Raw genomic sequence first — 26,378 nt, 5'->3', positions numbered from 1 at the left:
CCCCGTGGGAGAGGGCCAGGGTGAGGGCATCAGGCCGCACAAGGTAAAAGCAAAACGGCAACCTCAGGTTGCCGTTTTTAGTGTGTATTCCCTCTCCCCGTGGGAGAGGTTCAGGGTGAGGGCATCAGGCCGTACATAATCACCCGCGATTACGCATTACCCCTTCCTGCACCGTTGAAGCGACCAGCACGCCGTCCTGGGTATAAAACTCCCCACGCACAAACCCGCGAGCGCTCGACGCCGACGTACTCTCCACGCTGTAGAGCAGCCACTCATTCATGTTGAAGGGACGGTGGAACCACATAGAGTGATCGATCGTCGCGACCTGCATCCCTTTTTCCAGGAACCCAACGCCGTGCGGCTGCAGCGCCACCGGCAGGAAGTTGAAATCTGACGCATAGCCCAGCAGATACTGATGAACGCGAAAGTCCTCAGGCACGGTGCCGTTAGCCCGGATCCACACCTGGCGCTTTGGCTCGGCGGTGTGGCCCTTCATCGGGTTATGGAACTCAACCGGGCGGATCTCCAGCGGTTTATCGCAGAGAAACTTCTCTTTGACCTGCGGCGGAAGCAGATGCGCCAGCGCACGAGCTATATCCGTTTCCGATTTGAGATCGTCTGGCGCGGGTGCCGGCGGCATCACTTTCTGGTGTTCATACCCGGGTTCCGGCGCCTGGAAAGAGGCGGTCATGTAAAAGATCGGCTTGCCGTTCTGAATGGCCGCGACGCGGCGCGCGCTGAAGCTGTTGCCGTCTCTCAGGACCTCAACGTCATACACGATCGGTTTCGCGCTATCGCCAGGGCGTAAGAAGTAGCTGTGGAACGAATGCACCAGACGGTCTGCCGGGACAGTCTCCTTTGCAGCGTACAGCGCTTGTCCAACGACTTGCCCCCCGAAGACCTGGCGTAAGCCGAGATCTTCGCTCTGTCCGCGAAAGAGTCCTTCCTCAATTTTTTCCAGATTCAGTAATGTCAGCAGATTGTTCAGTGCCTGACTCATAGTTGTCCTCAATAAACGCCGTAGCGAAAGATAGGCTGAGTATAACGCAGAAATGAAAGTGGTCCGATGGGTAGAATAATCTGAATATCAGGATGATTTCAGGCATTAATCAGTGAGTTGTGCCACACTTAACTACGTTATGTGATTGAAACGACATCGGATGGGATCGATCCCGCTGGTGCATTGATAAGGAGACTTCAATGAAACTCGTGCCCATGCTAAGTGGTGTAGCTATTGCGGTGGCGTTGTCCGCCTGTGCCGGTAAGAGCGCCCAGGTGCCAGTGCCAGCAGCAGACCCGAACGGGATTAATACCCTTTCGCAGCAATCCATTCAGCAGCCTAACGTTTCCGGTACCATCTGGATTAAACAGAGAGTTGCGCTGCCGCCGGATGCGGTATTAACCGTGACGCTGTCTGATGCTTCCCTGGCCGACGCACCGTCGAAAGTCGTGGCTCAGCGTGCCGTTCGTACTGAAGGCAAGCAGGCGCCGTTTAGCTTCGTGTTGCCGTATAACCCGTCGGACGTGCAGCCTAATGCCCGTATCCTGCTGAGCGCAGCGGTAACCATTAACGGTAAGCTGGTCTTCATTACCGATACGGTCCAGGAAGCAATTAACAACGGTGGGACCAAAATCGACCTGAACCTGGTGCCTGTGCAGCAGACCGAAGTGCCGGTCGCGCCGCAGACCAATCAGCCGTCCCTGCCAACCCCACCGACTCAGATGTAATGTGTATCCCCCTCTCCTTCGGGAGAGGGGTCAATATTCCCAGCGAAATTTCTGCAAATCGATCTGACCCGACCCTGACACCTGCACCCCCTCTGAAAGTAACGCCTGACGCTGACGCTGGAGATCCGGCCCGGTGAGCGAAATGGTGCCATGACGATTCACTACCCGATGCCAGGGCAACGTACTGCCTTCCGGCAGCCGTTTCAGGACGCCTCCAACCTGTCGCGCCGCGCGCGGTGAACCGGCCAGGCGTGCGACATCACCATAGGTGGTGACATAGCCTTCCGGAATTGAGGCAACGATTTGCCATACGCGCTGTGGAAAGGAGTCGTGTTCGTCCATACCTTCACCTGTGGGGAGTTTCTGGAAAGCTATGGTAAACCAGGATCTTCATGATTGCTGCGCCTGTTTGCGCAAGAAACCAGCATCCGGTTCCTGGCGGCTTGCAATTGGGCCCTCGCACAGGGATAATGCGCCAGCGCGTTGGTTATCAACGCTCTCAATGGGGGCTCTGTTGGTTCTCCCGCAACGCTACTCTGTTCACCAGGTCAGGTCCGGAAGGAAGCAGCCAGGGCAGACGACGTGTGTGCCGGGATGTAGCTGGCAGGGCCCCCACCCATTTCTGCCCTCATAAGATCTTCCTGCTTCACCTCTCCCTTTAAACCGCTATCCCGCAATAATATTATGCCTATATTGTGTAATATATATTTCATCCCGCTGAAATATTATTGTCATAAACCTGTAATAATAGACTGTCATTTTATAATTGGATGGTTATTTTCTTCCATAACTCAAAAAAATATATATCTGGATAAGATTGTTAACTTCGTGTATTAAATAAAGTACTTATTCCGAAGGGAAGTGACAAACATGGCTACAGCGGTATTAAACGTTAAGATTGATGATGCGCTGAAAGAAAGACTTCGCCACTATGCGGAAGTGAATAACGAGAATTTAAGCGTGACGACAGAGAAACTGCTGCTGCTGGCGTTCGAAGCAGTAGAAGAGGCGGGAGTATCGGAAGAGGATATTGATAATCAGCACACGGAAGAAGAGAGTGTTTCTCCTTTTACTCCTAAAGAAATCAAAGCTCTACGCAAACTTCTGAAGAAGAGAAAATGAAACAACAACTGTCAACTGCCAGTGACTACAAAGAGGCCTGCGATCTGTTGCGTTCAGGCTACGTGAAGCATGTACGTCTTGGCTGGAATGTCGGAAGTGATGAGTTCTTTCGTATTGCGTCTGACTGGTGTGATACCGGCGCAAAAATAAAGAAAGACGGTGAAAACTTCGTTATTTCACTGAAAGGTTTTCCTATTCCTGCTCAGCATTAACTCCTGGCTGGTGAAAACTGCTGACTGTATCCGTGACAGTCAGCAGTTTTTATTTTTTATGATCTGCTTCAAAAATTTTAATATTAGATCACGCTGCGTTTTAACGATGGCACGTTTTTATTCAGGGCGAGCCATAGCGGTTTGATCCTCAGCAACGCCTGTTCAAGCTCTGTCGATTCGAGCGAGAAGGGCATCCGTAAATAGCGGTCAAATGCGCCAGATAAACCAAACCGAGTACCGGTTCCCAGATTGATCCCCAGAATTTCAGCCCGCGCGGCAAGCTGTGTCGCCAGCATGCCCGGCAGCTCAATCCAGTAAGAGAGCCCGCCTTCCGCTTCATGGAATTTCCAGTCCGGGAAATGTTCGCGCAACAGTTCACCGCATCGATCGCGTCGTTCCGCCAGCATCTTCCGGCGCGCGGGCAGAAAGGTCTCGCTGTTGTTAATGAGCCACAGCATCGCCAGCTGTTCCAGCAGCGGCGAGCCTAAATCCAGAGTATCCCGCGTCTGGGCAAGCGTGGCGATCGTGCGCGAGGAGGCGCGGATCCAGCCAAGGCGCAGCCCTCCCCAGAAGCTTTTTCCGGCAGAACCTAAGGTGATGACGGTGGCCTGCGGGTTAAAAGCGGCCAGCGGTGGCGGGGGAGGCGCGTCAAACCAGAGATCCACCATTGTTTCATCCACCACCAGCGCCGTGCGGGTTTGGGCAGCAATATCCGTGATGGCCCGACGGGTCGCGATATCCATACAGCGCCCGGTGGGGTTATGAAAATCAGGCATCAGATACGCCAGGCGAGGTGCCGTCTGGGCAAGCGTTGCCGCAAAGCCATCCGTATCCCAGCCGGTTTCCGGCAGCGACACCCCCACGGGCCGACACTGCGCTCCCTGAATGGCGGCAATCGCCAGCGGATAGGTGGGGTGATCGACCACGACGCGATCCCCCGGCCCGGTCATCATCCGCAGCACCAGCGCAAAGCCGCTGACGGCGCCATTGACCACCATCATTTCGTCTGCCCGGGTAGGAAGACCCCGCGCGGTATAGCGCGCAGCGATGGCCTCCCGCAGCGTGGGCAGCCCAAGCTGATCGTAGCCCGTCAGCGAGAGATGCTGCGTAATGGCCGTGAGCGCATGGGCATAAGCCTGATGGATCTCCGGTCCGGCATTGAGGGCAGCAGTAGAGAGATCCAGTGCGGCACTTGCCGCTGAAAGGGTGGGAACGGCGCGCGTATCCGGGAGGAGCACGCGTGACCCGCTGCCGTGGCGGCTTTCAAGATAACCCTCTTCTCGCAGGTGGGCGAGGGCGCTGCTGATGGTGGTCCGGCTCACGTCCAGCGCGGAGGCCAGCTCACGCTCGCCCGGTAGCCGTGTATTCAGCGCCAGACGTCCATCAAGGATTAACAGACGCAGCGCGTCGGCCAGCTGTCGCCAGAGCGGGGTACGGGATGAGGCTTGCTGCCAGTGGCCTAAAAGGCGTACCAGAGACTGGCTTCCGAAGCGACGTGATGACATATGCAGTCCACTATTTGAAAACTGGACATTAATCATAGTGCCATTTTAGGTCAGGATGAAAGCCTGGTTCACTGGAGAAGATAAAAATGGTACGTCGTCTGCTACAACTCTATGTCGGTTTAGGACTGTATGGCCTTTCCACCGCAATGTTTATTCGTTCCGATTTGGGTGTCGATCCCTGGGATGTTTTTCACCTTGGGGTGGGGATGCAGCTGGGGATGACGATCGGGACGGTGATCATTGTGACCGGCGCTGCGGTGCTGCTGCTGTGGATCCCCCTGCGCCAGATGCCGGGCCTGGGCACCATCAGCAACGTGATTTGTATCGGTCTGGCGGCGGACGCCAGCATGGCGCTTATTCCGGAACTGGATTCGTTACCTGTTCGCATCGCTTTCCTGGTGTCGGGTATCGTGATGAACGCGATTGCGACCAGCATGTACATTGGCGCAGGTTTTGGTCCTGGCCCACGCGACGGCCTGATGACCGGCATTCATGCCCGTCTGGGGTGGTCCATTCGCAGCGTGCGCACCTCCATTGAGGTGTCCGTCCTGCTGATTGGGTGCGTGCTTGGCGGCACGTTTGGGGTGGGAACCGTACTGTATGCCCTGACCATTGGCCCGCTTATCCAGCTCTGTCTGCCCTGGTTCCGCCAGAAGCCGCGCGTTGCTGAAATCGTGCAGCCGGAGCGGGTTGTCTAATTTTGCGAAGCGCTCACATGTTTTAACGGCGTCGCTGTGCCACAATAATGGGCCATGACTCACGTGATGCCACAATGCATGAAAGCGATCACTCTCTATGATGTCGCCCTCCTTGCGGGGGTTTCTTATCAGACCGTTTCCCGCGTCATTAACGACGCGGAGCATGTCTCTGCCCGCACGCGGGAAAAGGTGCAGCAGGCGATGGCGGAGCTGCACTACGTGCCTAACCTGCGGGCACAGCAGCTGGCGGGTAAACGCACCCGCACGCTGGGACTCATCACCACCGATCTGGCCCTGCATGCGCCCTCGCAAATCGTGTCGGCGGTAAAATCCCGCGCGGCGGAACAGGGGGCGAGTGTCCTTATCTCCATGGTGGAGCAGCCGCAGCAGTGTCAGGCCGCGCTTCAGGCGCTGCTGGCGCAGCGGGTGGACGCGCTGCTGGTGAATGTGCCGCTCGACGATCCTGACGCCGAGGCGCTCAGGGCGCTGGCGTCGCCTGTTCCGGTGCTGTTCCTCGATGTATCCCCCTCAGCGCAGGTACACAGCCTCGTGTTTGACGCAGAGCAGGGGGCGCATCTGGGCGTTGAGCATCTGCTTTCTCTGGGACATCAGCGCATTGCACTGCTGAGCGGACCGGAGAGCTCGGTCTCTGCACGGGCGCGCCTGGCGGGATGGAAAGCCGCTCTGGCATTCGCAAGGCTTGAAGCCGCTGCGGTGGCCTGCGGTGACTGGAGCGCGGCCAGCGGATATGAGAAGGGGCATCTGCTGTTGTCTGCGGCGACATTACCGGACGCGATTCTGGTGGCGAACGATCAAATGGCGCTCGGGGTGATGCGCGCCTGCGCGGAAAAAGGGGTAGCGGTTCCGGGCCAGATATCGGTGGTTGGGTTCGACGATACGGCTGACAGCGCCTGGTTTTCTCCGCCGCTGACGACCATTCGCCAGGCGTTTCGCGAGGCGGGCGAGCGCAGCGTGGAGTGGCTGCTGGCCCCCACCGAAGGCGAGACGTGCTGGCAGGTTCAACTGCCGGTAACGCTGGTTACCCGTCATTCCACCGCGCGCCGCGCGACGCAGCAGGCCGAACGCGAGGATCTGGCGCAGCAGCTCAGAAGTCTGGCACTCCTGGCCGAGCAGCTTGCCCGCAAATAAAACTTTGTGATCGGACTCGCTACCCTGCGATTGGGCGCTTTACCGTCGCAGAGTGCCAGGGCATGTTAACCAAAATTGTGAGCGCTTCGCAAAGAGGTTGATATGTCTCATACATCTTCGCTGACCCTCAGCGACATCCTGGCCCGTCGGGACTGGGAAAACCCCGGCGTTACCCAGTGGAACCGTCTGGCCGCACACGCGCCGTTGCACAGCTGGCGTAATGAATCTTCTGCCAGAGATGACGCTGGTTCCCTCAGCAGGCGCTCCCTCAACGGGATCTGGCGGTTTAGCTACTTTTCAGCGCCGGAGCAGGTTCCTAAGGCATGGGTAACAGAAGATTGCGCGGATGCCATTGCGATGCCCGTGCCGTCTAACTGGCAGATGCAGGGGTTCGACACGCCCATCTATACCAATGTCACCTACCCGATCCCCGTCAACCCGCCTTTTGTGCCGCAGGAAAACCCGACCGGTTGTTACTCGCTCACATTCGACGTGGATGACGCCTGGCTGCAGAGCGGGCAAACCCGAATTATTTTTGATGGCGTGAACTCTGCGTTCCATCTGTGGTGCAACGGGCAGTGGATAGGCTATTCCCAGGACAGTCGATTGCCCGCCGAGTTTGACCTCTCGGCGGCATTACGCCCTGGGCAGAACCGCCTGGCGGTCATGGTCTTGCGCTGGTGCGACGGCAGCTATCTGGAAGATCAGGACATGTGGCGCATGAGCGGCATTTTCCGTGATGTCTCCCTGCTGCATAAGCCGGAGACGCACATTGCGGATTATCATGTGGTCACCGATCTGAATGCGGAGCTGGACCGCGCGGCGCTGAAAGTCGAGGTCGCGCTAACAGGCGCTGACTACGCGGAGTGCGACGTGGCGATAACGCTGTGGCGCAACGGTGAACGCTGTGGCAGCACCACCCAACGGTCAGGCTCTGCCATTGTGGATGAACGCGGCAACTGGGCCGAGCGGTTAACGGCGGCGATCCCGGTTACAGCCCCCGCGTTATGGAGTGCGGAAACCCCGGAGCTTTATCGCCTGACGATCGCACTTTTGGATGCGCAGGGCAACGTGCTGGAGACGGAAGCCTGCGATGTCGGCTTCCGCCGCGTTGAAATCAGCAACGGCCTGCTGAAGCTCAACGGAAAACCGTTGCTGATCCGCGGGGTTAACCGGCACGAGCATCATCCGGAAAACGGCCAGGTGATGGACGAAGCGACGATGCGTCGCGATATCGAGATCATGAAGCAGCACAACTTCAACGCCGTGCGCTGCTCGCACTACCCGAACCATCCGCTGTGGTACCGGCTTTGCGATCGCTACGGGCTGTACGTTGTTGACGAAGCCAACATCGAAACCCACGGCATGGTGCCGATGAGCCGCCTCGCTGACGATCCGCGCTGGCTGCCTGCTATGAGCGAGCGCGTGACCCGTATGGTGCAGCGCGATCGTAATCATCCCTCAATTATCATCTGGTCGCTGGGCAATGAGTCCGGGCACGGTGCAAACCACGACGCGCTGTACCGCTGGGTGAAATCCACGGATCCGACGCGTCCGGTGCAGTATGAAGGCGGCGGCGCGAACACGGCGGCGACGGATATTGTCTGTCCGATGTATGCCCGGGTCGATCAGGATCAGCCCTTCCCGGCAGTGCCTAAATGGTCAATCAAAAAATGGATCGGCATGCCGGATGAAACGCGTCCGCTGATCCTCTGCGAATACGCCCACGCGATGGGGAACAGCTTCGGCGGGTTCGCGAAATACTGGCAGGCGTTTCGCAGCCACCCTCGGTTGCAGGGGGGATTTGTCTGGGACTGGGTCGATCAGGCTCTGACGAAGAAAGATGAAGAGGGCAATACGTTCTGGGCATACGGCGGGGATTTTGGCGATAAGCCGAACGATCGACAGTTCTGTCTTAACGGGCTGGTGTTCCCCGATCGCACGCCGCACCCGGCGCTGTACGAGGCGCAGCGCGCCCAGCAGTTCTTTACCTTTACGCGGGTTAGCACCTCTCCGCTGGTGATTGAGGTGCAAAGCGGCTACCTGTTCCGCCACACCGATAACGAAGTGCTGAGCTGGACTGTTGCCCGGGACGGGGAGGTGCTGGCTTCGGGCGAGGTGACGCTGGCGATAGCCCCTGGAGGCGCTCAGCGTCTGGAGATCGCTCTGCCAGAATTGAAAGCCGAGCCGGGGGAAGTCTGGCTGAATGTTGAAGTACGCCAGCCGCGGGCAACGCCGTGGTCACCGGCAGACCACCGCTGCGCGTGGGATCAGTGGCCGCTTCCCGCTCCACTCTTTATTGCTCCGCCAGTCCCGGCGGGCGAGCCTCCGGTGTTAACGCAAAGCGATCGCATCCTGGAGATCGCGCATGGTCAACAGCGCTGGCAGTTCGATCGTGCATCCGGAAACCTGACCCAATGGTGGCGAAATGGCGTGGAAACGCTGATGTCACCTCTGACGGATAACGTCAGCCGTGCGCCGCTGGACAACGACATTGGCGTGAGTGAAGCGACGCAGATCGATCCGAATGCCTGGGTTGAACGCTGGAAAGCGGCGGGCATGTACAATTTCACCTCACGCGTTCTGTACTGTGAGGCAGAGCAGCATGCGGGCGAAGTCGTGGTCAATACCCTTCACGTCGGGGAGTATCATGGCAAAACGCTGTTCCTGAGCCGTAAAGTCTGGCGGGTGGACGATCGGGGCGATCTGCACGGCGATATTCAGGTCGATATGGCGTCTGATATTCCGGAACCTGCACGGATTGGCCTGAGCGTTCATCTCGCCGAAACGCCGGAAAATGTTTCCTGGCTGGGGCTGGGGCCGCATGAAAACTACCCGGACAGAAAGCTGGCGGCGCAGCAGGGGCGCTGGACATTACCCCTGGCGGAGATGCACACGCCGTATATCTTCCCGACGGAAAATGGTTTGCGCTGCGATACCCGTGAACTTGTGCTGGGAACGCATCAGCTGAATGGCAGGTTCCATTTCTCGGTGAGCCGCTACAGCCAGCAGCAGCTGCGGGAGACAACCCATCACCATTTGCTGCGGGAAGAGCCGGGGTGCTGGCTCAACCTCGATGCGTTCCATATGGGCGTGGGCGGCGACGATTCCTGGAGCCCCAGCGTTTCACCGGAATTCATTCTGCAGAAACGCCAGCTTCGCTACACCTTTAGCTGGCAGCAAAATCCTTAACTGACCAGGAGAGGCGGCCACAGGGCGTGGCCGCACGCTTACCTCAGAATGCCGCTCAGACCGTGCAGGCTCATATAAATCCCTACCGCGGTAATCAGCGCTGCGGAGATCCACGGCGCTTTACGGGAAAATTCGCTAAATCCGGGCCAGCGTTTTGTCGCATGTTTGAGGCTTAAGGCGGCAATCGCGCCGGAAGCGACCAGCGTTAGCGCCAGACCAATACTGAAGCTGAATACCAGCGTTGCGCCGAGGGCAAAATGCTTCAGCTGCAGGCAGATCAGCAAAACGGTGATGGAGGCCGGGCAGGGGATAAGCCCGCCGGTCAGGCCGAACATGACGATCTGTCCGGTGGTGACGTTTTGACCGCTGAAGCGGCGGTTAATATCCTGCGCGTGCGCGCGCTGGTGGGCATCCTGCCACTCCTCTTCAACCAGCGGGTGTTCGTGGTGGTGATGATCATGATGATGGTCATGGTGGTGATGATCGTGATGGTGATGGTGATGGTCGTGTGGCTGGCTCTCTTTCCAGGTTCGCCACGCCATCCACAGGGCGATCGCAACGATCAACACCCCGGAGATCAGCTGGAACCAGGGTTCGGACGTATGCGCATCCCAGCCCCGACCAAACCATAATCCCGCCATAGCAACGAGCCAGACCACCGCCGTATGGGAGAGCGTGGCCGCCAGGCCTAGCAGTACCGCCTGTTTCAGCGTGCCGCGGATGGCCACGATAAAAGCGGCCATCATGGTCTTTGAGTGGCCCGGTTCCAGGCCATGCAGCGCGCCAAGCAGGATAGCGCTGGGAACAAACAGCCAGGCATTACCCTGCTGCAGGAGTGAAGCAAAATCGGTCATGGGGGATTCCGGCGTGGAAAATGTCTGCAAATACTACTCCCCCCCAGTAGTCTAATACTACCCCCCAGTAGAAAAATACTCAGGGGGAGTAGAGCGTGTTATGCTTTAAAAGCCAAAAATAAGGGATAGAGAGATGTCACATACCGTTCGCGACAAGAAAATGTTACTGACTCGGCTGAAGAAAATTCAGGGGCAGAGCAACGCCCTGGAGAAAATGCTGAACAGCGATCACGAATGCGCCGAGGTGTTACAGCAGCTGGCGGCGATCCGCGGGGCGGTCAACGGCATGATGATGCAGGTGATCGAAGGGCATTTAACCGATCATGTGGTGAAAGAACCTGAAGAAGCGCAGCGTGAAGCCGATCTTGGCGTGGTGCTGCAGGTGATCAAATCCTATCTTAAGTAGCGTGCGTGCCGAGGTTATTCTCTGCCCAAAGGATAAATTCCATTTTCGGCAGCGCTTTGCTGTAGTACCAGCCCTGTCCGTACTGCACGCCGTGCTGGTGCAGCCAGGCGAGTTGCCCGGCGGTCTCGACGCCTTCCGCAACCATCGCCAGCTGCAGCGACTTCGCCATTTCAATAATGTGCGGCGTCACGTTTTTGTACTCCAGCGCATCCACGAACGATTTATCAATTTTTAGCGTGTCGACATCCAGATCCTGCAGATAGCTCAGGCTGGAATAGCCCGTACCAAAATCATCTATATAGACAGGGTGCCCCGAGCGACGGAATGCGGCGATAGCCGGCGCGCTGATTTTTGGATCGGCAAAGCCGCGCTCGGTGACCTCAAGGGCGATTTGGCTCGGGTGGACCTTCCATTTGTTCAGCAAGTGACTCATCAGCGGTGGCAGCGTGCCGGAGGTTAAATCGGCGGGGGCGAGGTTGATGGAGATATGCTGATCGGGGTGAAGGTGCAGCCAGTTGCCCATATCCTCGAACACTTTTTCGATAACGAGCTGCGTCAGCTGGGAGATAAGCCCGGTTTGCTCGGCAAGAGGAATAAAAATATCAGGCGAGAGGCTGCTTCCGTCCGGCTGCGGCCAGCGCGTCAGCGCTTCTGCGCCGACAATTTTTCCGCTACACAGCGCCACGATGGGCTGATAGTGAACCACAAAATCGCGGCTGTTAATGGCGTCAAGCAGGCGGTTGCGCGGCGACTGAATGCGACGCAGTATCCGCAGAACAAAAAGCGCGGCAAGCAGGCTTATCAGGACGCCGAAGGGGAGCCATAAAAGCAGCTGCCGGTGCCAGGTTTCCGCCAGCGGTTTGAGCGTAGCCCATGCGACAACGGTAAACCCCAGTTCAGGTACAGGCTTCATAACGTACATTGAACCGTCGTACTGTATGCTGGTCATCTCCTGACCTTTGATCATGTCACGGATATGTGGATCGAGTGTATTACTGCTGGCGAAGATACGGTGTGTTGTGCTTCCTACAAGGGCTGCATCAATCGCTATCTCGCCGAAAGGGATGACATCCACCAGTGAGGCCGGATCGACCAGGACAAGGTAATGACCTTGCCCCAGCACCGCCATGTAGCGATGAAACCCAAGATCGTTTTGCGTGGTCAGCCATGCGCTGTAACCGTCTTCGGTAATGCGCATCGGCGGGGGGAAAGGGGCCGCATGGCTGGTTTGCTCAAGAGAGGAGCAGAGCGGCCTGAGGTTGTCGATATAAATCACTTCCTGAACGTATCGCCACGAGAAAGCGACCCGTCGCATCTCCCTTAACTGCAACGGGCTGCACGGCACGCCCTCAAAGGCCTGCAGATGATTAAGCGCTTCTTTCGCCTGATCCACGACCTTGTCGGTGCGTATCAGCACGCGTGAGGCATAGTTTTCCAGCGCATCGACAAATTTATCTTCCGCCTGGCGATGGGCCAGCCAGATGCTCAGGCAAATGGGGACCAGCACGGAAAAGATAAGTACGCCAGTCACCAGACTGACCAGATGTCGGGTTTTCATGCTGTCGTGTCCTTCCTCGTATACCCGTTCCTGAGCACTGAGTTCCCTGCCTGAAGAGAAAGATTTTACCGCGAAATGATATAGTTATAGCACGTGGATGGCCTGGTTTTCATTTTATCTCAGGTAAACCAGAAAATATCGTCAGAAGGAAGGGGTTGTTTTTAGAACCTGTCCTGGATATTATTTTGTTATGTTATAACAAAACATAAAGGATTGACGATGAAACCCAATATCCATCCAGCCTATCGCACCGTGGTCTTCCACGACACCAGCGCGAATGAATACTTCAAGGTTGGCTCAACCATTAAGACCGACCGCGAAATTGAACTCGACGGTGAAACATATCCGTATATCACCATCGAGGTTTCTTCAAAATCGCACCCGTTTTATACCGGTAAGCAGAAAACGTTCTCCACGGACGGTAGCGCAGCGCGCTTCCGCAAGCGTTTTGGCGGCTTTCTCAATGCGAAGCGGGGCTAACCATGCAGGTACTTAACTCATTACGCAGTGCAAAGCAGCGTCACCCGGATTGCCAGATAGTCAAACGCAAGGGACGCTTATACGTGATTTGCAAATCCAATCCGCGCTTTAAGGCGGTTCAGGGACGTAAAAAAAGACGCTAGACGCGCGTTTCTCGCCAGCTTTCCAGGGATCTTTTCTGTTTGCCATCGGCAGTAAAATTGTCGGTGGCAAGCCAGCGTTCAAAGGCGTTCGCCAGCGTCGGCCACTCTTTATCGAGAATCGAAAACCAGTCGGTATCCCGGTTGTGGCCTTTTATCACCAGCGCCTGGCGAAAGCGCCCCTCAAACTGAAAACCCAGGCGCAGGGCGGCTTTGCGGGAAGGTTCGTTCAGGCTATTGCACTTCCACTCATAACGCCGGTAGCCCAGGGTATCGAACACATACCGCATCAGCAGATATTGCGCCTCTGTCGACATGGGCGTGCGGCTTAACAGGGGAGAGAAGTGAACGTGCCCCACTTCCACGACCCCGTTTTTAGGATCGATCCGCATCAGGGACAGCGTTCCAACGGGGGACTGAGTCCGGTTATCCATCACGGTAAAGTGGATGGGATCGGATAACTCACTTACGCTCGCCACCCATTCGGCAAACTCCTCTGCGGTGGCATCGGGTTCACGCAGTAGCCACGTCCAGCTGCGGGTATCTTCGGCCAGGGAATACGCAGAGAACAGCGCCTGGGCATGCTCCACGCGCAGCGGCTCAAGCCGACAATAGTGACCCTGAAGGACCACCCGGGACGGGTGCTGACGGGGTTGCCAGTCGGTAAGCGCTTCGCCCACCGGCTGTCCGAACTGATTGAATGTCTTCATCTTAATTTCCGTGACGTTGAAAAGAACTTCAGACTAGTGAATTGCTGGTTCCTTAAAAAGAACCACTGCGCTATGTTTTGATGGTTCCACGAGGAGGCGAGATGAATATACCGGGTGATGAATTTTATACCTTGCTCCATGCAGCCCTGAAAACACGCGGGGAAGAGACGCTCCAGCGCGCGCTCTACCTTGCTCTGCGGGAGGCCATACTGTGCGGAAGGCTACGATCCGGCAGCCAGCTTTCCGGTTCGCGAACGCTTGCTCAGCAGCTCTCCCTTTCCCGGAATACCGTCAATGCGGCGCTGGACCAGCTCACTCTCGAAGGGTATTTGCAGCGTAATCGCCAGGGAACGCGGGTGGCACAGTTAGCTCACCGTTCCGTCACCCGGACAATGCCGGACCCTGCCATCACGCTCGCAAAACGGGTCGGGCTGCTGCCTGCGCCAGTGCCCCGGGACACGCCTGTTCTGGCGTTTACCCCAGGCACGCCGGCCATCAACTATTTTCCGCTGCCGCTGTGGCGGCGACTGTACGATCGCGTGATGCGGGAGGAGGGAAATGCTCTGCTAGGGTATGGCGACCCGGCCGGCGAGCCGTCGCTGCGGGCCGCGATTGCCCGACATCTCGCCCTGTCCCGGGGTATTGACTGCGACGCCAGCCAGATTGTGATAACCGAAGGCGCGCTTGAAGGCGTCAACCAGTGTACGATGCTGTTGAGCGAGCCGGGGGATATCGCCTGGGTAGAAAACCCCGGCTATAGCGGGGCAAAAAGCGCGTTTGTTAAAACCGGCCTGGCAATGACGGGAATACCGGTTGATGACGAGGGAATGTGCTGGGAAGGGCTGGATGCGCCTGCACCCTCACTGATTTTTACCTCACCTTCGCACCAGTTCCCTTACGGGAGCGTGCTCAGCGCGCGGCGGCGGCTGGCGCTGCTGGAGCTCGCCCGGCAGCACAACGCGTGGATCATTGAAGATGATTACGACAGCGAGTTCCGTTATGCCGGTGAGCCCGTACCGGCGATGCTGGGAATGGTCAACAATGCGCCCGTTGTGTATCTGGGGACGTTCAGTAAAACGCTGTTTCCGTCGCTCCGGATGGGATTTATGGTGTTACCGCCAGCGCTGGCGAAAGCGGCTCGCCCGGCCATCGGCTCGCTGTTGCGCGGTGGGCACCGTGCCGAACAGCGCACGCTGGCGCTGTTCATTGAGGACGGTCATTACGCTCGCCATCTTGCCGCCATGCGTCGGCTCTACCGTAAACGCTATCGCCAACTGCGGGAGGTGCTGGGCGCAGAGCTTCATGCGCCGCACCGTATTCTGGCCGGTGAAGGCGGGATGCATCTGACGCTGGCGATAGACAATATTGATGACCAGAAACTGGTGGAGCAGGCGAGGGCGTTTCAACTGGCACCCGCTGCACTGAGCGGGTACTACCTGGAGGCGAAGCAGGGGCAAACCGGTCTGGTTTTAGGTTACGGCAATACCTCTGCTTCTCAGTTTGCCTCGGGGATCCGACGTCTGCAGGCGCTCATCACGCAGCAGCAGGGCGGGAAAGGCTAAAGACATCATAGAAAGAGAGCTGTCCTTTGGTGGAGACCATTTTCTGCAGTTTCTCTTTTTGCCCGGCTTCAACCGCCGGAGAGTGCAGGATGTTTTCGATCAGTTCCGCTGGCACGAAACGCGTGTTGTACCATTCGCCGTTGTAGCAGACCCGGAAATCGAGCACGTCGATATCTTCGTAACGGTAGCGCGGATTCACGTCGAAAAAGAAAAAGGCGTTAAAGACGACAAACAGTACAACCAGCAGCCAGACGGAGTCCACCAGCGTTTCGGATGTCAGCATTACAATAAGCGTCGCCAGCCAGGCGGCATACATGGCGACAAACAGTCCAGGATGTTTGCGAATAAAGCTAATGCTAAAGCGTGGGCGATTGTCGCGCTTTTCGCGGAGGTTAAGATCGTCGATGGTGGCGGTAAGCAGGCGCTGTATCTCGGTCATTTTTTGCCTTCATGAGAGTTGACAATACAGTGTGTCTGCCAATTTTAGGGGAGCCATCAGGCTGAAAAAAGTAACAGTCTGGCGCTAAAAGACCATAACAGTTGGCTCCCCGTAACCTCACAGCGTTTTAATGATTTTGGCCGGGTTGCCGCCAACGACGACGTTAGCCGGGACGTCTTTCGTCACGACGGCGCCGGAGGCCACCACGACATTATCACCAATGGTGACGCCAGGGTTAATGACCGCCCGGCCACCAATCCAGACGTTATTGCCAATGCTGACAGGTTTTCCAAACTCCACGCCGCTATTGCGTTCCTCCGCATCCAGCGGGTGGGTTGCCGTATAAATATGAACACCCGGCGCGAGCATGCAGTTATCGCCAATATGAACAGGGCAGACATCCAGCATTACACAGTCGAAGTTAGCGTAAAAGTTTTTGCCCAGATAAATGTTATATCCATAGTCGCAGCGGAAGCTTGGTTCTATATAAGCGCCTTCGCTTTGTCCCAGAAGTTCCGCCAGAATGTTCTGGCGTTCTGTTTTTTCATCAGGTGCGGTGTGGTTATAGCGATAGACCAGATGGCGGGCTCGCAGTCGGTCGGCCCGTAACGTCTCATCGCCGGGACGATAATGTTCACCGGCAATCATCTTCTGTTTTTCTAAGCTCATTGGAAACCTCGCTGAATGTGATTACCACAGGGTAATCTGAACAGGCCAGGAGGGGAACGTTCCCGAAAAGCCGATGTGACTGGCGTCACAACATTGCTGCTGATAAACACGTTTTACACGGAGACCTGGCCTTGGCACAGGGAGCATAACGGGATAGGTAAATACTGAGAACGAGGCGTAGAACTCTACAGACACCCTTCAAAGATTAACGGACAAATTTCCACACAGAAGTAGGGATTTTGTCATACAGCTTATTCATTGTCAGCTCGGCAAGACGATGGTCAGCGGCTGAATAAAATACCGCCAGCTCATTATCCGAAAGCTCGTATTTATTCTTTTCAATGACGCGCTCAAGCGTGTCAATTGACTGACAACGTCGTAAGCGCATCAAATAATCGACTTTTGTGAGTGGTTTATCAGACATAAATTCACCTTAGTAATTGTAATAATTTTAACAGGAAAGACTAACCGGGTTAGCTCTGCTCACGTTGACGAAACAGCGGAATAGCCGGTTCCCCGATTTACGCCATTTTTGCAAATCCTGGGCGTTAATGCCGTAACTGCTGAACAACATAAAGGTGTCGTCCAGGTATTCATCAATTTGCTCAATGAGCTTATTATCTTCATTGTACTTAATTTTATAATTAAGTGCGAAGGTTGCGATATGCTCTATCAGCTCATTCAACTGTAAATTGATAGCAGACGTTGGGTCGTTTACCCAGCCATGGTTGCTTTCATCAAGGTTGGCAAGGCAGTCATGGTACAAGGATTCGCAGAGAAATTTCAACTGCGCGATATCATGCCTTTTTGGCGAGTACTCGTCCATAGCGCATCCCCTTCTGAGTGATTTCTTACTCACCGAACATCATTGTCGGGATGGATACAACTGACTTAGCTACATGAGTGCTGTGTTCCTGATAACCTAACTATAAGCCACTCCTGCCTGGATTTCATCGCGCGATTACGAAAAATTACAAATAAAACCGCAGACATGCGAGCAAGTACGCAAATGGTCATCCCGGACTCAACTTTTTATCCAAATTAACGAGGGTGCTTTATCGCTTCCTTACGTTTCATCGGCTTAGCAAAATGATGAGAAAAGTTCAGATTCAGACTTATCTTTGTAAGAACTTCTTATTAGGAATATTCCTAATAACTTAAGCGGAGAAATGAAATTAAAAAAATCCTGAATTCACCGATTAAGTTATCAGTTAATTATGATATGTCTATTTAAGATGGCAGAAAATAAATAGAACCACAATAAGCGTAATTTATGATTTTTTCTGAAAATGAAAAAGGCCGCTAATGCGGCCTTTTTATCATGTGAAACCGGTATCAGTGAGGTTCTACCGAATGCGTGTGTTCAATATCCTCATTCTTCCGGCTGAAGCGGCGGCGAACCACCACGAAGAACACCGGTACGAAGAAGATAGCGAGTACGGTTGCGGTAACCATACCACCCATAACGCCTGTACCGACCGCGTTCTGCGCACCGGAGCCAGCACCGGAACTGATAACCAGCGGCAGTACGCCGAGGATAAACGCCAGTGATGTCATCAGGATTGGGCGCAGACGCATACGAACAGCCTCAAGCGTCGCCTCAATAAGGCCTTTACCTTCTTTCTCCATCAGATCTTTGGCGAATTCAACGATAAGTATCGCGTTCTTCGCCGACAAGCCAATGGTTGTCAGCAGGCCTACCTGGAAGTACACGTCGTTGGTCAGTCCGCGGAACGTTGCCGCAAGCAGCGCACCGATAACCCCAAGCGGTACCACCAGCATAACGGAGAACGGAATTGACCAGCTCTCGTACAGCGCTGCCAGACACAGGAAGACGACGATCAGTGAAATCGCGTACAGGGCAGGGGCCTGGTTTCCGGACAGACGTTCCTGATAGGACATACCGGTCCAGTCGTAGCCGATACCCGAAGGCAGTTTACTCGCCAGCTCTTCCATCAGATTCATGGCTTCACCGGTGCTTCGGCCCGGCGCGGCCTGACCCAGGATTTCCATCGATGGCAGACCGTTATAGCGTTCCAGACGCGGCGAACCGTATTCCCAGCGTGACGTTGAGAACGCCGAGAACGGTACCATCTGACCATTGCTGCCGCGCACGAACCAGCTGTTGATATCGTTTGGCAACATACGGTATTGCGCCTCTGACATCACGTACACTTTCTTCACGCGACCACGGTCGATGAAGTCGTTAACGTAGCTACCGCCCCAGGCGGCGCCCAGCGTGGTATTAATGTCACTGATGGATACGCCCAGCGCCTGGGCTTTCTCCTGGTCGATGTCGATTTTATACTGCGGCGTATCTTCCAGGCCGTTTGGACGCACGCCGACCAGCAGGTCAGGGTGCTTAGCCACTTCGCCAAACAGCTGGTTACGTGCCTGCGTCAGTTTTTCGTGACCCAGACCGCCCTGGTCAATCAGCTGGAAGTCGAAGCCGGTCGCGGTACCCAGTTCAACAATCGCTGGCAGGTTAAAGGCGAAGACCATCGCATCTTTAATCTGTGAGAAGGTGCCCATTGCACGGCCGGTGATGGCTTCAACCTTGTTCTTTTCGCCCGGACGTTCAGACCAGTCTTTCAGAGAAACGAAGGCAATACCTGTGTTCTGACCACGACCCGCAAAGCCAAAGCCGTTAACCGCAAACACGGATTCAACGTTGTCTTTCTCTTTGGTGAGGTAGTAGTCCGTCACTTCATCCAGCACTTTCTGGGTACGCTCTTGCGACGCACCCGCAGGAAGCTGTGCCATTGTCAGGAACACGCCCTGGTCTTCATCCGGCAGGAACGAGCTTGGCAGACGAACGAACAGGAACGCCATCCCCACCACGATGATGATATAGAGCAGCAGGTAACGACCGGTGCTGCGCAGGATGTTGCCCACGCTGTCGGTGTAGTGGTGCGTGCTCTTGTCAAACATGCGGTTAAACCAGCCGAAGAACCCTTTATGCTCGCCGTGACCGCCTTTCTGAATCGGCTTCAGCATGGTGGCACACAGCGCAGGCGTCAGGATCAACGCGACCAGCACCGACAGCGCCATCGCGGAAACGATGGTAATTGAGAACTGACGGTAAATCGCACCGGTAGAGCCCCCGAAGAAAGCCATCGGGATAAATACCGCAGACAGTACCATCGCGATACCGACCAGCGCGCCCTGGATCTGACCCATTGATTTACGGGTCGCTTCCTTCGGCGGTAGACCTTCTTCCGCCATCACGCGCTCGACGTTCTCTACCACGACGATGGCATCATCCACCAGCAGGCCGATGGCGAGCACCATCCCGAACATCGTCAGGGTGTTTATCGAGTAGCCAAATATCGACAGGATCGCAAAGGTCCCGAGCAGAACAACCGGCACGGCAATCGTTGGGATAAGCGTCGCGCGGAAGTTTTGCAGGAACAGGTACATCACCAGGAACACCAGGATGATCGCTTCTACCAGCGTTTTAACCACTTCGTGAATCGAAATTTTGACGAACGGCGTGGTGTCGTACGGGTAAACGATTTTCAGACCTGACGGGAAGAACGGTTCCATTTTCTTCAGCTCTGCGCGGATCGCCGTGGCGGTGTCCAGGGCGTTAGCACCTGTCGCCAGTTTGATACCCAGACCGGAAGCCGGTTTACCGTTAAACTTCGCGATGATGTCGTAGTTCTCACCGCCCAGCTCTACTTTTGCCACGTCGCGCAGGCGAACCTGGGAACCGTCCTGATTCACTTTCAGCAGAATTTTGCTGAACTCATCGGCAGAGGTCAGACGGGTCTGCGCGATGATCGAGGCGTTAAGCTGCTGGCCTTTCACCGGCGGCGTACCACCTAGCTGACCGGCTGCCACCTGGGCGTTCTGCGCTTTAATGGCGTTGATCACGTCAACGGGGGTCAGCTGGAAGTTGTTCAGTTTGTTCGGATCCATCCAGATACGCATTGCGTACTGAGAACCGAACAGCTGAACGTCACCCACACCGGAAGTACGGCTGATGGCGTCCTTCATATTGGCACCCACGTAGTCGGAAATATCCTCCTGCGTCATGGTGCCGTTGGTGTTGATAACGCCGACAACCATCAGGAAGCTGCTGGACGATTTCTCGACGCTCACACCCTGCTGTTGTACTTCCTGCGGCAGCAAAGGCATCGCCAGCTGCAGTTTGTTCTGTACCTGAACCTGCGCAATGTCAGCATCCGTACCTGACTGGAAGGTCAGGGTGATCTGAACTGTACCGGTAGAGTCACTGTTTGAGGACATGTACATCAGGTTATCGATACCGTTCATGTTCTGTTCGATAACCTGAGTGACGGTGTCCTGCACCGTTTTCGCATCAGCCCCAGGGTAGGTTGCGGAGATGGTCACCGCCGGTGGCGCAATCGTTGGATATTGCGCGACAGGCAGCTTCAGGATCGCAAGTCCCCCGGCCAGCATGATGATAATGGCGATCACCCACGCAAATATGGGGCGATCGATAAAGAAATTAGGCATGTCTTAACGGCTCCTGTTTAAGTTAAGACTTGGTTTGTTCTGACTGGCCAGCGGCCGAAGCTTGTTGTTTATCGTCAGATTTCACTTCCTGTGCTTTAACCTGCGCGCCAGGACGAACTTTTTGCAAACCAGAAACAATCACGCGATCGCCATCTTTCAGACCTTCCGTCACCAGCCATTTATCGCCAATAGCCTGGGTGGCGGTGATATTGCGCGTTTCGACTTTGTCATCTGCTCCAACAACCAGTGCGCTCGCATCGCCGCGTGGCGTACGGGTCACACCCTGCTGTGGAACCAGAAGGGCGGTTGGATTCGTTCCTTCTTCCAGACGCGCGCGAACGAACATACCTGGCAGCAGGTTTTTGTCAGGGTTCGGGAAAATCGCACGTAAGGTGATGGAACCGGTGGTCTGGTCGACCGTCACGTCAGAGAATTCCAGCGTACCTTCCTGCGGGAACTTGATACCATCGTTGGTAATCAGCTCCACTTTGGCTTTGCCGTTTTCCTGTTTCAGGGTGCCGTTAGCCAGCTCCTGTTTCAGGCGCAGGAAATCATTGCTGGACTGCGTCACGTCAACGTAGATCGGATCAAGCTGCTGCACGGTCGCCAGCGCGGTGGTCTGACCGTTCTGCACCAGTGCCCCTTCCGTGACTGAAGACTTACCAATACGACCGCTGATAGGGGAGGTCACTTTGGTATAGGCCAGGTTAATGCGCGCGGTTTCGACCGCCGCTTTGGCTGCCACTACGGCTGCGTTAGCCTGCTGCGCATCTGCCAGGGCGGTATCGTAATCCTGTTGGCTGATGTACTTGGTCCCGAGCAGTTTTTGATAACGATTCACCGTCAGCTGGGCAATTTTGGCTGCGGCCTGTGCTTTCGCCAGGTCGCCTTTCGCGCTTTCATAATTTGCCTGATAGGTTGCGGGATCAATCTGATACAGAGACTCACCGGCCTTCACATCACCGCCTTCGGTGAAGTTACGTTTCAGGATAATGCCACTAACCTGAGGACGCACTTCCGCAATGCGGTAAGCATTTGTACGGCCTGGTAACTCGGTGGTGATTTGTAGAGGTTCAGATTTGAGCGTCACGACGCCTACTTCTGGCGCCTGCTGAGCTCCTTGTTGAGCTGGTTTGTCGTCACATCCTGTTAGCGCTAAGCTGCCTGAGAGCATCAGAACGACCGCCAGAGGCGTTAACCCTCTGTTTTTGTTCATATGTAAACCTCGAGTGTCCGATTTCAAATTGATCAAGGGTCCTGAGTCTAAAACCCGTTGCTGCGTTTATATTATCGTCATGCTATGGTACATACATTCACAAATGTATGTAAATCTGACTCCTGTAAATTCACCCACCTATGGCACGAAAAACTAAACAACAAGCGCTGGAAACCCGACAACACATTCTGGATGTGGCAATACGTTTGTTCTCTCAGCAGGGTGTTTCGTCAACCTCGCTGGCACAAATTGCTCAGGCTGCCGGTGTGACGCGGGGAGCGATTTACTGGCATTTTAAAGATAAGTCAGATCTGTTCGGTGAAATCTGGGAGCTTTCAGAGTCCAGCATTAGCGATCTCGAGAGTGAGTATCGGGCAAAATTCCCTGATGATCCACTCTCAGTAATGAGAGAAATATTAGTATATATCCTTGAAGCGACGGTAGTTGAAGAACGTCGCAGATTAATGATGGAAATAATTTATCATAAATGCGAGTTCGTGGGCGAAATGGCGGTGGTGCAACAGGCGCAACGCAGCCTCAGCCTCGAAAGCTATGACCGTATCGAACTGAACCTGAACTTGTGTATGCAGGCAAAGCTGTTACCGGCCAATCTCTTGACCCGCCGGGCGGCTATCCTGATGCGCGGCTACATTTCAGGTCTGATGGAAAACTGGCTGTTTGCTCCGCAATCCTTTGACCTCAAAGAGGAAGCCCGCAGCTACGTGGCGATTTTACTGGAAATGCTACAGCTCTGCCCGTCGCTGCGCAGCGACGCGCCGTCGCTAACTGCCTGAGTCATTTCCAGGATTTATCTCAGAGGCTCACGTTCGCGCTATTCTGCTTCCGGCGAGCGTGATATTCTTCACGCCGGACTATTTTCGGTCATCTTCTGACATCATTCACAACTATGCTGCCCATCAATCGCTCGCAACATCCTGTTTTTGCATTGCTCTTTGCGATGCTGTTTTTCTTTGCCACGGCGCCGCTGACCTGGGCCCGCGCCGATAACAGCAATGACATTCCCTCGCGTGGCGATGTTCAGTCGCAGCTCGACGCGCTGAACAAACAAAAAGAGCTCTCTCCTCAGGATAAGCTTATCCAGCAGGATCTGACGGAAACGCTGGAAACGCTGGATAAAATTGAACGCGTCAAAGCCGATACCGCCCAGCTTCGTCAGAAGGTGGCGCAGGCTCCTGAAAACATGCGCAAAGCGACGGAATCACTGAACGCCCTGAGCGACGTCGATAACGATACCGAAACGCGCAAGACGCTCTCGACGCTCTCTTTACGTCAGCTGGAGTCGCGCGTCGCGCAACTGCTCGACGACCTGCAAACCGCGCAGTCCGACCTCGCGACCTATAACAGCCAGCTTGTCTCCCTGCAAACCCAGCCGGAACGCGTGCAAAACTTGATGTACTCCGCGTCTCAGCAGCTGCAGCAGATCCGCAACCGTCTGAACGGCACGACGGTGGGAGAGGGAACGCTGCGCCCGACCCAGCAAACCCTGCTGCTGGTGCAGCAGACGTTGCTCAACGCACAGATTGAACAGCAGCGTAAAAGCCTGGAAGGGAATACGGTGCTGCAGGACACCCTGCAAAAACAGCGTGATTACGTCACCGCCAACATTAATCGTCTTGAACACCAGCTTCAGCTGTTGCAGGAGGCGGTTAACAGCAAGCGCCTGACGCTGACGGAAAAAACCGCCCAGGAGGCCGTATCGCCTGACGAGACCGCCCGCATTCAGGCGAATCCGCTGGTGAAACAGGAGCTCGACGCCAACCACCAGCTTAGCCAGCGCCTGATACAGGCGACGGAAAAGGGTAACTCGCTGGTTCAGCAAAATATCAAAGTGAAGAACTGGCTGGACCGCGCCCTGCAGGCTGAGCGCAACATCAAAGAGCAGATCGCGGTCCTGAAGGGCAGCCTCCTGCTGTCGCGTATTCTCTACCAGCAGCAGCAGACGCTCCCGTCCGCTGATGAGCTGGAAGACATGACCAACCGCATCGCGGATTTGCGTCTGGAACAGTTTGACGTCAACCAGCAGCGCGATGCCCTTTTCCAGAGCGATAGCTTTGTCGCCAAAATTGAAGAGGGCCATTCCAGCGACGTGAACCCGGAAGTGCACGACGCGCTGCTCCAGGTCGTCGATATGCGTCGCGAGCTGCTGGACCAGCTCAACAAACAGCTGGGTAACCAGCTGATGATGGCCATTAACCTGCAAATCAACCAGCAGCAGCTGGTGAGCGTCTCGAAAAGTCTGCAGGAGATCCTGACCCAGCAGATTTTCTGGGTAAACAGCAACAAACCGATGGACTGGGACTGGATTAAATCCTTCCCTGAGACGCTTAAAACGCAGATCAAGAGCATGAAGATCACCGTAAACTGGGAGAAAGCCTGGCCTGCGGTGACGATTGCCTTGCTGGCGGGATTACCGCTGCTGCTGATTGCTGGCCTGATCCGCTGGCGTCTGGCCTGGCTGAAAAAATACCAGGCGAAGCTGGCCTCCGAAGTGGGGCAACTGCGTAACGATAGCCAGCTTCATACGCCAAAAGCGATTCTGATCGATCTCATTCGCGCCCTGCCGGTGTGCCTGATTATTCTGGCTGTGGGCCTGATTCTGCTCACCATGCAGCTCAACGTCAGCGATCTGCTGTGGGCGTTCAGTAAAAAACTGGCGCTGTTCTGGCTGGTGTTTGGCGTGTGCTGGAAGGTGCTGGAAAAAGACGGCGTGGCGGTGCGTCATTTCAACATGCCTGCGCAGCTGACCAGCCACTGGCGTCGCCAGATTGTGCGCATCAGCCTGGCCCTCCTGCCGCTGCACTTCTGGTCGGTTGTTTCTGAGCTTTCCCCGCTGCATCTGATGGATGATGTGCTGGGCCAGCTGGTCATCCTGCTGAACCTGCTGTTGATTGCGATCCTGATGTGGCCGATGTGCCGCGACAGCTGGCGTGATAAAGAGTCCCACAACATTCGTCTGGCCACCGTGACGGTGCTGGCGATCATTCCGCTGGCGCTGATGGTGCTGACGGCAACGGGCTACTTCTATACCACGCTGCGCCTGTCCGGGCGCTGGATTGAAACGGTCTATCTGGTGATCGTCTGGAACCTGCTCTATCAGACCGTACTGCGCGGCCTGAGCGTGGCGGCCCGCCGCATCGCCTATCGCCGTGCCATTGCGCGTCGTCAGCATCAGGTGAAAGAGGGGGCCGAAGGCGCGGAGCCGCAGGAAGAGCCAACCATCGCGCTGGAGCAGGTTAACCAGCAGACGCTGCGTATCACCATGCTGGTGATGATCGCCCTGTTTGCGGTGATGTTCTGGGCTATCTGGTCCGATCTTATTACCGTTTTCGCCTATCTCGACAGTATTACCCTCTGGCAATACAACGGCACCGAAGCGGGCGCGGCGGTCATGAAAAGCGTGACCATGGGCAGCCTGCTGTTTGCGCTGGTGTCGTCGGTGGTGGCCTGGGCGCTGATCCGCAACCTGCCAGGCCTGCTCGAAGTGCTGCTCCTGTCACGTCTGAATCTTCGCCAGGGGGCGTCCTACGCCATTACGACGATCCTCAACTACGTGATCATTATTGTTGGGGCGATGACGGTCTTTGGTTCGCTTGGCGTCTCGTGGGATAAACTGCAGTGGCTGGCGGCCGCTCTCTCGGTCGGTCTTGGTTTTGGCCTGCAGGAGATCTTCGGTAACTTTGTCTCCGGCCTGATCATCCTGTTCGAACGTCCGGTACGTATCGGCGATACCGTTACCATCGGTACCTTCTCCGGTACGGTCAGCAAGATCCGTATTCGTGCCACCACCATCACCGACTTCGATCGCAAAGAGGTGATCATCCCGAACAAAGCGTTCGTGACCGAGCGTCTGATCAACTGGTCGCTATCGGATACGGTGACGCGCGTGGTGATCCGCCTGGGCGTGGCCTATGGATCGGATCTGGATAAGGTGAAAGAGGTGCTGCTGAAGGCGGCGTCTGAGCATCCGAAAGTGATGCACGATCCGGCTCCGGCGGTCTTCTTCACCACCTTTGGGCCGAGTACGCTGGATCACGAGCTGCGTTTATACGTGCGTGAACTGCGTGACCGCAGCTACACGGTGGATGAACTTAACCGTTCTATCGATCGTCTGTGCCGTGAAAACGATATTAATATCGCCTTCAACCAGCTTGAGGTTCACCTGCGTAACGAGAAAGGTGATGAGCATACGGAAGTGAAGCGCGACATTAAGGGCGACGACCCGACTCCGGCTTAAT

Annotated in this window: 24 protein-coding genes and 1 other RNA gene; 13 read left to right on the top strand and 12 right to left on the bottom strand. The window is 55.6% G+C overall.

Going from position 1 to position 26,378, the window contains the following annotated elements; genetic code table 11:
* Positions 1 to 139: 139 nt before the first annotated feature.
* On the bottom strand, positions 140 to 1,000 hold the full coding sequence (gene tesB, locus ACDO57_RS12895; protein ID WP_024906832.1) for an acyl-CoA thioesterase II: 861 nt from the start codon (positions 998 to 1,000) through the stop codon (positions 140 to 142).
* Positions 1,001 to 1,200: 200 nt separating this feature from the next.
* Between tesB and ACDO57_RS12890 the strand changes: the two genes are divergently transcribed.
* Positions 1,201 to 1,728, top strand: a complete 528-nt coding sequence (locus ACDO57_RS12890) for a YbaY family lipoprotein (RefSeq protein ID WP_024906833.1) — start codon at positions 1,201 to 1,203, stop codon at positions 1,726 to 1,728.
* 30 nt (positions 1,729 to 1,758) lie between these two features.
* Here ACDO57_RS12890 and ACDO57_RS12885 read toward each other — a convergent pair whose 3' ends face one another.
* On the bottom strand, positions 1,759 to 2,070 hold the full coding sequence (locus ACDO57_RS12885) for an MGMT family protein (protein ID WP_061715865.1): 312 nt from the start codon (positions 2,068 to 2,070) through the stop codon (positions 1,759 to 1,761).
* A gap of 170 nt (positions 2,071 to 2,240) precedes the next feature.
* Here ACDO57_RS12885 and ffs point away from each other — a divergent pair.
* The 3 genes from ffs to ACDO57_RS12870 all read left to right on the top strand — a co-directional run bounded on the left by ffs (position 2,241) and on the right by ACDO57_RS12870 (position 3,062).
* Positions 2,241 to 2,337: signal recognition particle sRNA small type (gene ffs, locus ACDO57_RS12880), an RNA gene on the top strand.
* 261 nt (positions 2,338 to 2,598) lie between these two features.
* Positions 2,599 to 2,850, top strand: coding sequence for a hypothetical protein (locus ACDO57_RS12875; protein WP_023310587.1), 252 nt, complete (start codon positions 2,599 to 2,601; stop codon positions 2,848 to 2,850).
* A complete protein-coding gene (locus ACDO57_RS12870) occupies positions 2,847 to 3,062 on the top strand; it encodes a hypothetical protein (protein WP_008503298.1) in 216 nt (71 codons plus the stop codon). Before ACDO57_RS12875 ends, ACDO57_RS12870 begins: the two co-directional genes overlap by 4 nt.
* An 83-nt stretch (positions 3,063 to 3,145) precedes the next feature.
* Here the strand turns inward: ACDO57_RS12870 and ACDO57_RS12865 are convergent, their stop codons facing one another.
* Complete coding sequence (locus ACDO57_RS12865; protein ID WP_370884063.1) at positions 3,146 to 4,567, bottom strand: PLP-dependent aminotransferase family protein; 1,422 nt, start codon at positions 4,565 to 4,567, stop codon at positions 3,146 to 3,148.
* An 86-nt stretch (positions 4,568 to 4,653) separates the two neighbouring features.
* On the opposite strand from ACDO57_RS12865, the gene ACDO57_RS12860 reads away from it, so the two are divergent.
* The 3 genes from ACDO57_RS12860 to ACDO57_RS12850 all read left to right on the top strand — a co-directional run bounded on the left by ACDO57_RS12860 (position 4,654) and on the right by ACDO57_RS12850 (position 9,606).
* A complete protein-coding gene (locus ACDO57_RS12860; protein WP_032646175.1) occupies positions 4,654 to 5,265 on the top strand; it encodes a YitT family protein in 612 nt (203 codons plus the stop codon).
* A gap of 78 nt (positions 5,266 to 5,343) precedes the next feature.
* Complete coding sequence (locus ACDO57_RS12855) at positions 5,344 to 6,414, top strand: LacI family DNA-binding transcriptional regulator (protein WP_061715864.1); 1,071 nt, start codon at positions 5,344 to 5,346, stop codon at positions 6,412 to 6,414.
* Positions 6,415 to 6,516: 102 nt separating this feature from the next.
* Positions 6,517 to 9,606, top strand: coding sequence for a beta-galactosidase (locus ACDO57_RS12850; protein ID WP_370884062.1), 3,090 nt, complete (start codon positions 6,517 to 6,519; stop codon positions 9,604 to 9,606).
* A gap of 38 nt (positions 9,607 to 9,644) precedes the next feature.
* Here ACDO57_RS12850 and ACDO57_RS12845 read toward each other — a convergent pair whose 3' ends face one another.
* On the bottom strand, positions 9,645 to 10,460 hold the full coding sequence (locus ACDO57_RS12845) for a nickel/cobalt efflux protein RcnA (RefSeq protein ID WP_061715862.1): 816 nt from the start codon (positions 10,458 to 10,460) through the stop codon (positions 9,645 to 9,647).
* Positions 10,461 to 10,593: 133 nt separating this feature from the next.
* On the opposite strand from ACDO57_RS12845, the gene ACDO57_RS12840 reads away from it, so the two are divergent.
* The gene (locus ACDO57_RS12840) at positions 10,594 to 10,866 is read left to right on the top strand and encodes a metal/formaldehyde-sensitive transcriptional repressor (protein ID WP_024906840.1); all 273 of its coding nucleotides are present in this window, start codon (positions 10,594 to 10,596) and stop codon (positions 10,864 to 10,866) included.
* Here the strand turns inward: ACDO57_RS12840 and ACDO57_RS12835 are convergent.
* Positions 10,859 to 12,424 carry an EAL domain-containing protein gene (locus ACDO57_RS12835; protein ID WP_267217130.1) on the bottom strand — a complete coding sequence of 522 codons (1,566 nt, stop codon included), beginning with the start codon at positions 12,422 to 12,424 and terminating at the stop codon, positions 10,859 to 10,861. The two genes, ACDO57_RS12840 and ACDO57_RS12835, sit on opposite strands and share 8 nt — an antisense overlap.
* Positions 12,425 to 12,643: 219 nt before the next feature.
* Here ACDO57_RS12835 and ACDO57_RS12830 point away from each other — a divergent pair, with 219 nt between their 5' ends.
* Together ACDO57_RS12830 and ykgO are read left to right on the top strand one after the other, a co-directional pair.
* Entirely contained in the window at positions 12,644 to 12,904 is a 261-nt protein-coding gene (locus tag ACDO57_RS12830) for a type B 50S ribosomal protein L31 (RefSeq protein ID WP_006176933.1), read from the top strand.
* Positions 12,905 to 12,906: 2 nt separating this feature from the next.
* A complete protein-coding gene (gene ykgO, locus ACDO57_RS12825; RefSeq protein ID WP_003859006.1) occupies positions 12,907 to 13,047 on the top strand; it encodes a type B 50S ribosomal protein L36 in 141 nt (46 codons plus the stop codon).
* Here the strand turns inward: ykgO and ACDO57_RS12820 are convergent.
* On the bottom strand, positions 13,044 to 13,754 hold the full coding sequence (locus tag ACDO57_RS12820; protein ID WP_248272964.1) for a GNAT family N-acetyltransferase: 711 nt from the start codon (positions 13,752 to 13,754) through the stop codon (positions 13,044 to 13,046). The two genes, ykgO and ACDO57_RS12820, sit on opposite strands and share 4 nt — an antisense overlap.
* Before the next feature lie 101 nt (positions 13,755 to 13,855).
* Between ACDO57_RS12820 and ACDO57_RS12815 the strand changes: the two genes are divergently transcribed.
* Positions 13,856 to 15,316: a PLP-dependent aminotransferase family protein gene (locus tag ACDO57_RS12815; protein ID WP_290094536.1), complete on the top strand. Its 1,461-nt coding sequence runs from the start codon at positions 13,856 to 13,858 to the stop codon at positions 15,314 to 15,316.
* Here the strand turns inward: ACDO57_RS12815 and ACDO57_RS12810 are convergent.
* From ACDO57_RS12810 to acrA, 6 genes are all read right to left on the bottom strand, one after another.
* Positions 15,288 to 15,755 carry a YlaC family protein gene (locus ACDO57_RS12810; RefSeq protein ID WP_024906844.1) on the bottom strand — a complete coding sequence of 156 codons (468 nt, stop codon included), beginning with the start codon at positions 15,753 to 15,755 and terminating at the stop codon, positions 15,288 to 15,290. The genes ACDO57_RS12815 and ACDO57_RS12810 overlap by 29 nt on opposite strands.
* Positions 15,756 to 15,872: 117 nt before the next feature.
* Entirely contained in the window at positions 15,873 to 16,424 is a 552-nt protein-coding gene (maa, locus tag ACDO57_RS12805) for a maltose O-acetyltransferase (protein ID WP_024906845.1), read from the bottom strand.
* A 205-nt stretch (positions 16,425 to 16,629) separates the two neighbouring features.
* Entirely contained in the window at positions 16,630 to 16,848 is a 219-nt protein-coding gene (locus tag ACDO57_RS12800) for an HHA domain-containing protein (protein WP_010428174.1), read from the bottom strand.
* Positions 16,849 to 16,875: 27 nt separating this feature from the next.
* Positions 16,876 to 17,250, bottom strand: a complete 375-nt coding sequence (gene tomB / locus ACDO57_RS12795) for an Hha toxicity modulator TomB (protein WP_008499288.1) — start codon at positions 17,248 to 17,250, stop codon at positions 16,876 to 16,878.
* A gap of 509 nt (positions 17,251 to 17,759) precedes the next feature.
* Positions 17,760 to 20,906 carry a multidrug efflux RND transporter permease subunit AcrB gene (gene acrB / locus ACDO57_RS12790; protein WP_024906846.1) on the bottom strand — a complete coding sequence of 1,049 codons (3,147 nt, stop codon included), beginning with the start codon at positions 20,904 to 20,906 and terminating at the stop codon, positions 17,760 to 17,762.
* A gap of 22 nt (positions 20,907 to 20,928) precedes the next feature.
* On the bottom strand, positions 20,929 to 22,122 hold the full coding sequence (acrA, locus tag ACDO57_RS12785) for a multidrug efflux RND transporter periplasmic adaptor subunit AcrA (RefSeq protein ID WP_024906847.1): 1,194 nt from the start codon (positions 22,120 to 22,122) through the stop codon (positions 20,929 to 20,931).
* 140 nt (positions 22,123 to 22,262) lie between these two features.
* Between acrA and acrR the strand changes: the two genes are divergently transcribed.
* Both acrR and mscK read left to right on the top strand, forming a co-directional pair.
* On the top strand, positions 22,263 to 22,916 hold the full coding sequence (acrR, locus tag ACDO57_RS12780; RefSeq protein WP_024906848.1) for a multidrug efflux transporter transcriptional repressor AcrR: 654 nt from the start codon (positions 22,263 to 22,265) through the stop codon (positions 22,914 to 22,916).
* A gap of 113 nt (positions 22,917 to 23,029) precedes the next feature.
* Positions 23,030 to 26,377 carry a mechanosensitive channel MscK gene (mscK, locus tag ACDO57_RS12775; RefSeq protein WP_248163504.1) on the top strand — a complete coding sequence of 1,116 codons (3,348 nt, stop codon included), beginning with the start codon at positions 23,030 to 23,032 and terminating at the stop codon, positions 26,375 to 26,377.
* Position 26,378 lies beyond the last annotated feature (1 nt).

This window comes from Enterobacter cloacae complex sp. 2015409 (genome assembly GCF_041365315.1).
GTDB classification, from domain to species: domain Bacteria; phylum Pseudomonadota; class Gammaproteobacteria; order Enterobacterales; family Enterobacteriaceae; genus Enterobacter; species Enterobacter pseudoroggenkampii.
The sequence above is the reverse complement of the archived record's forward strand: the minus strand, read 5'-3'. Positions and strand labels throughout refer to the sequence as shown.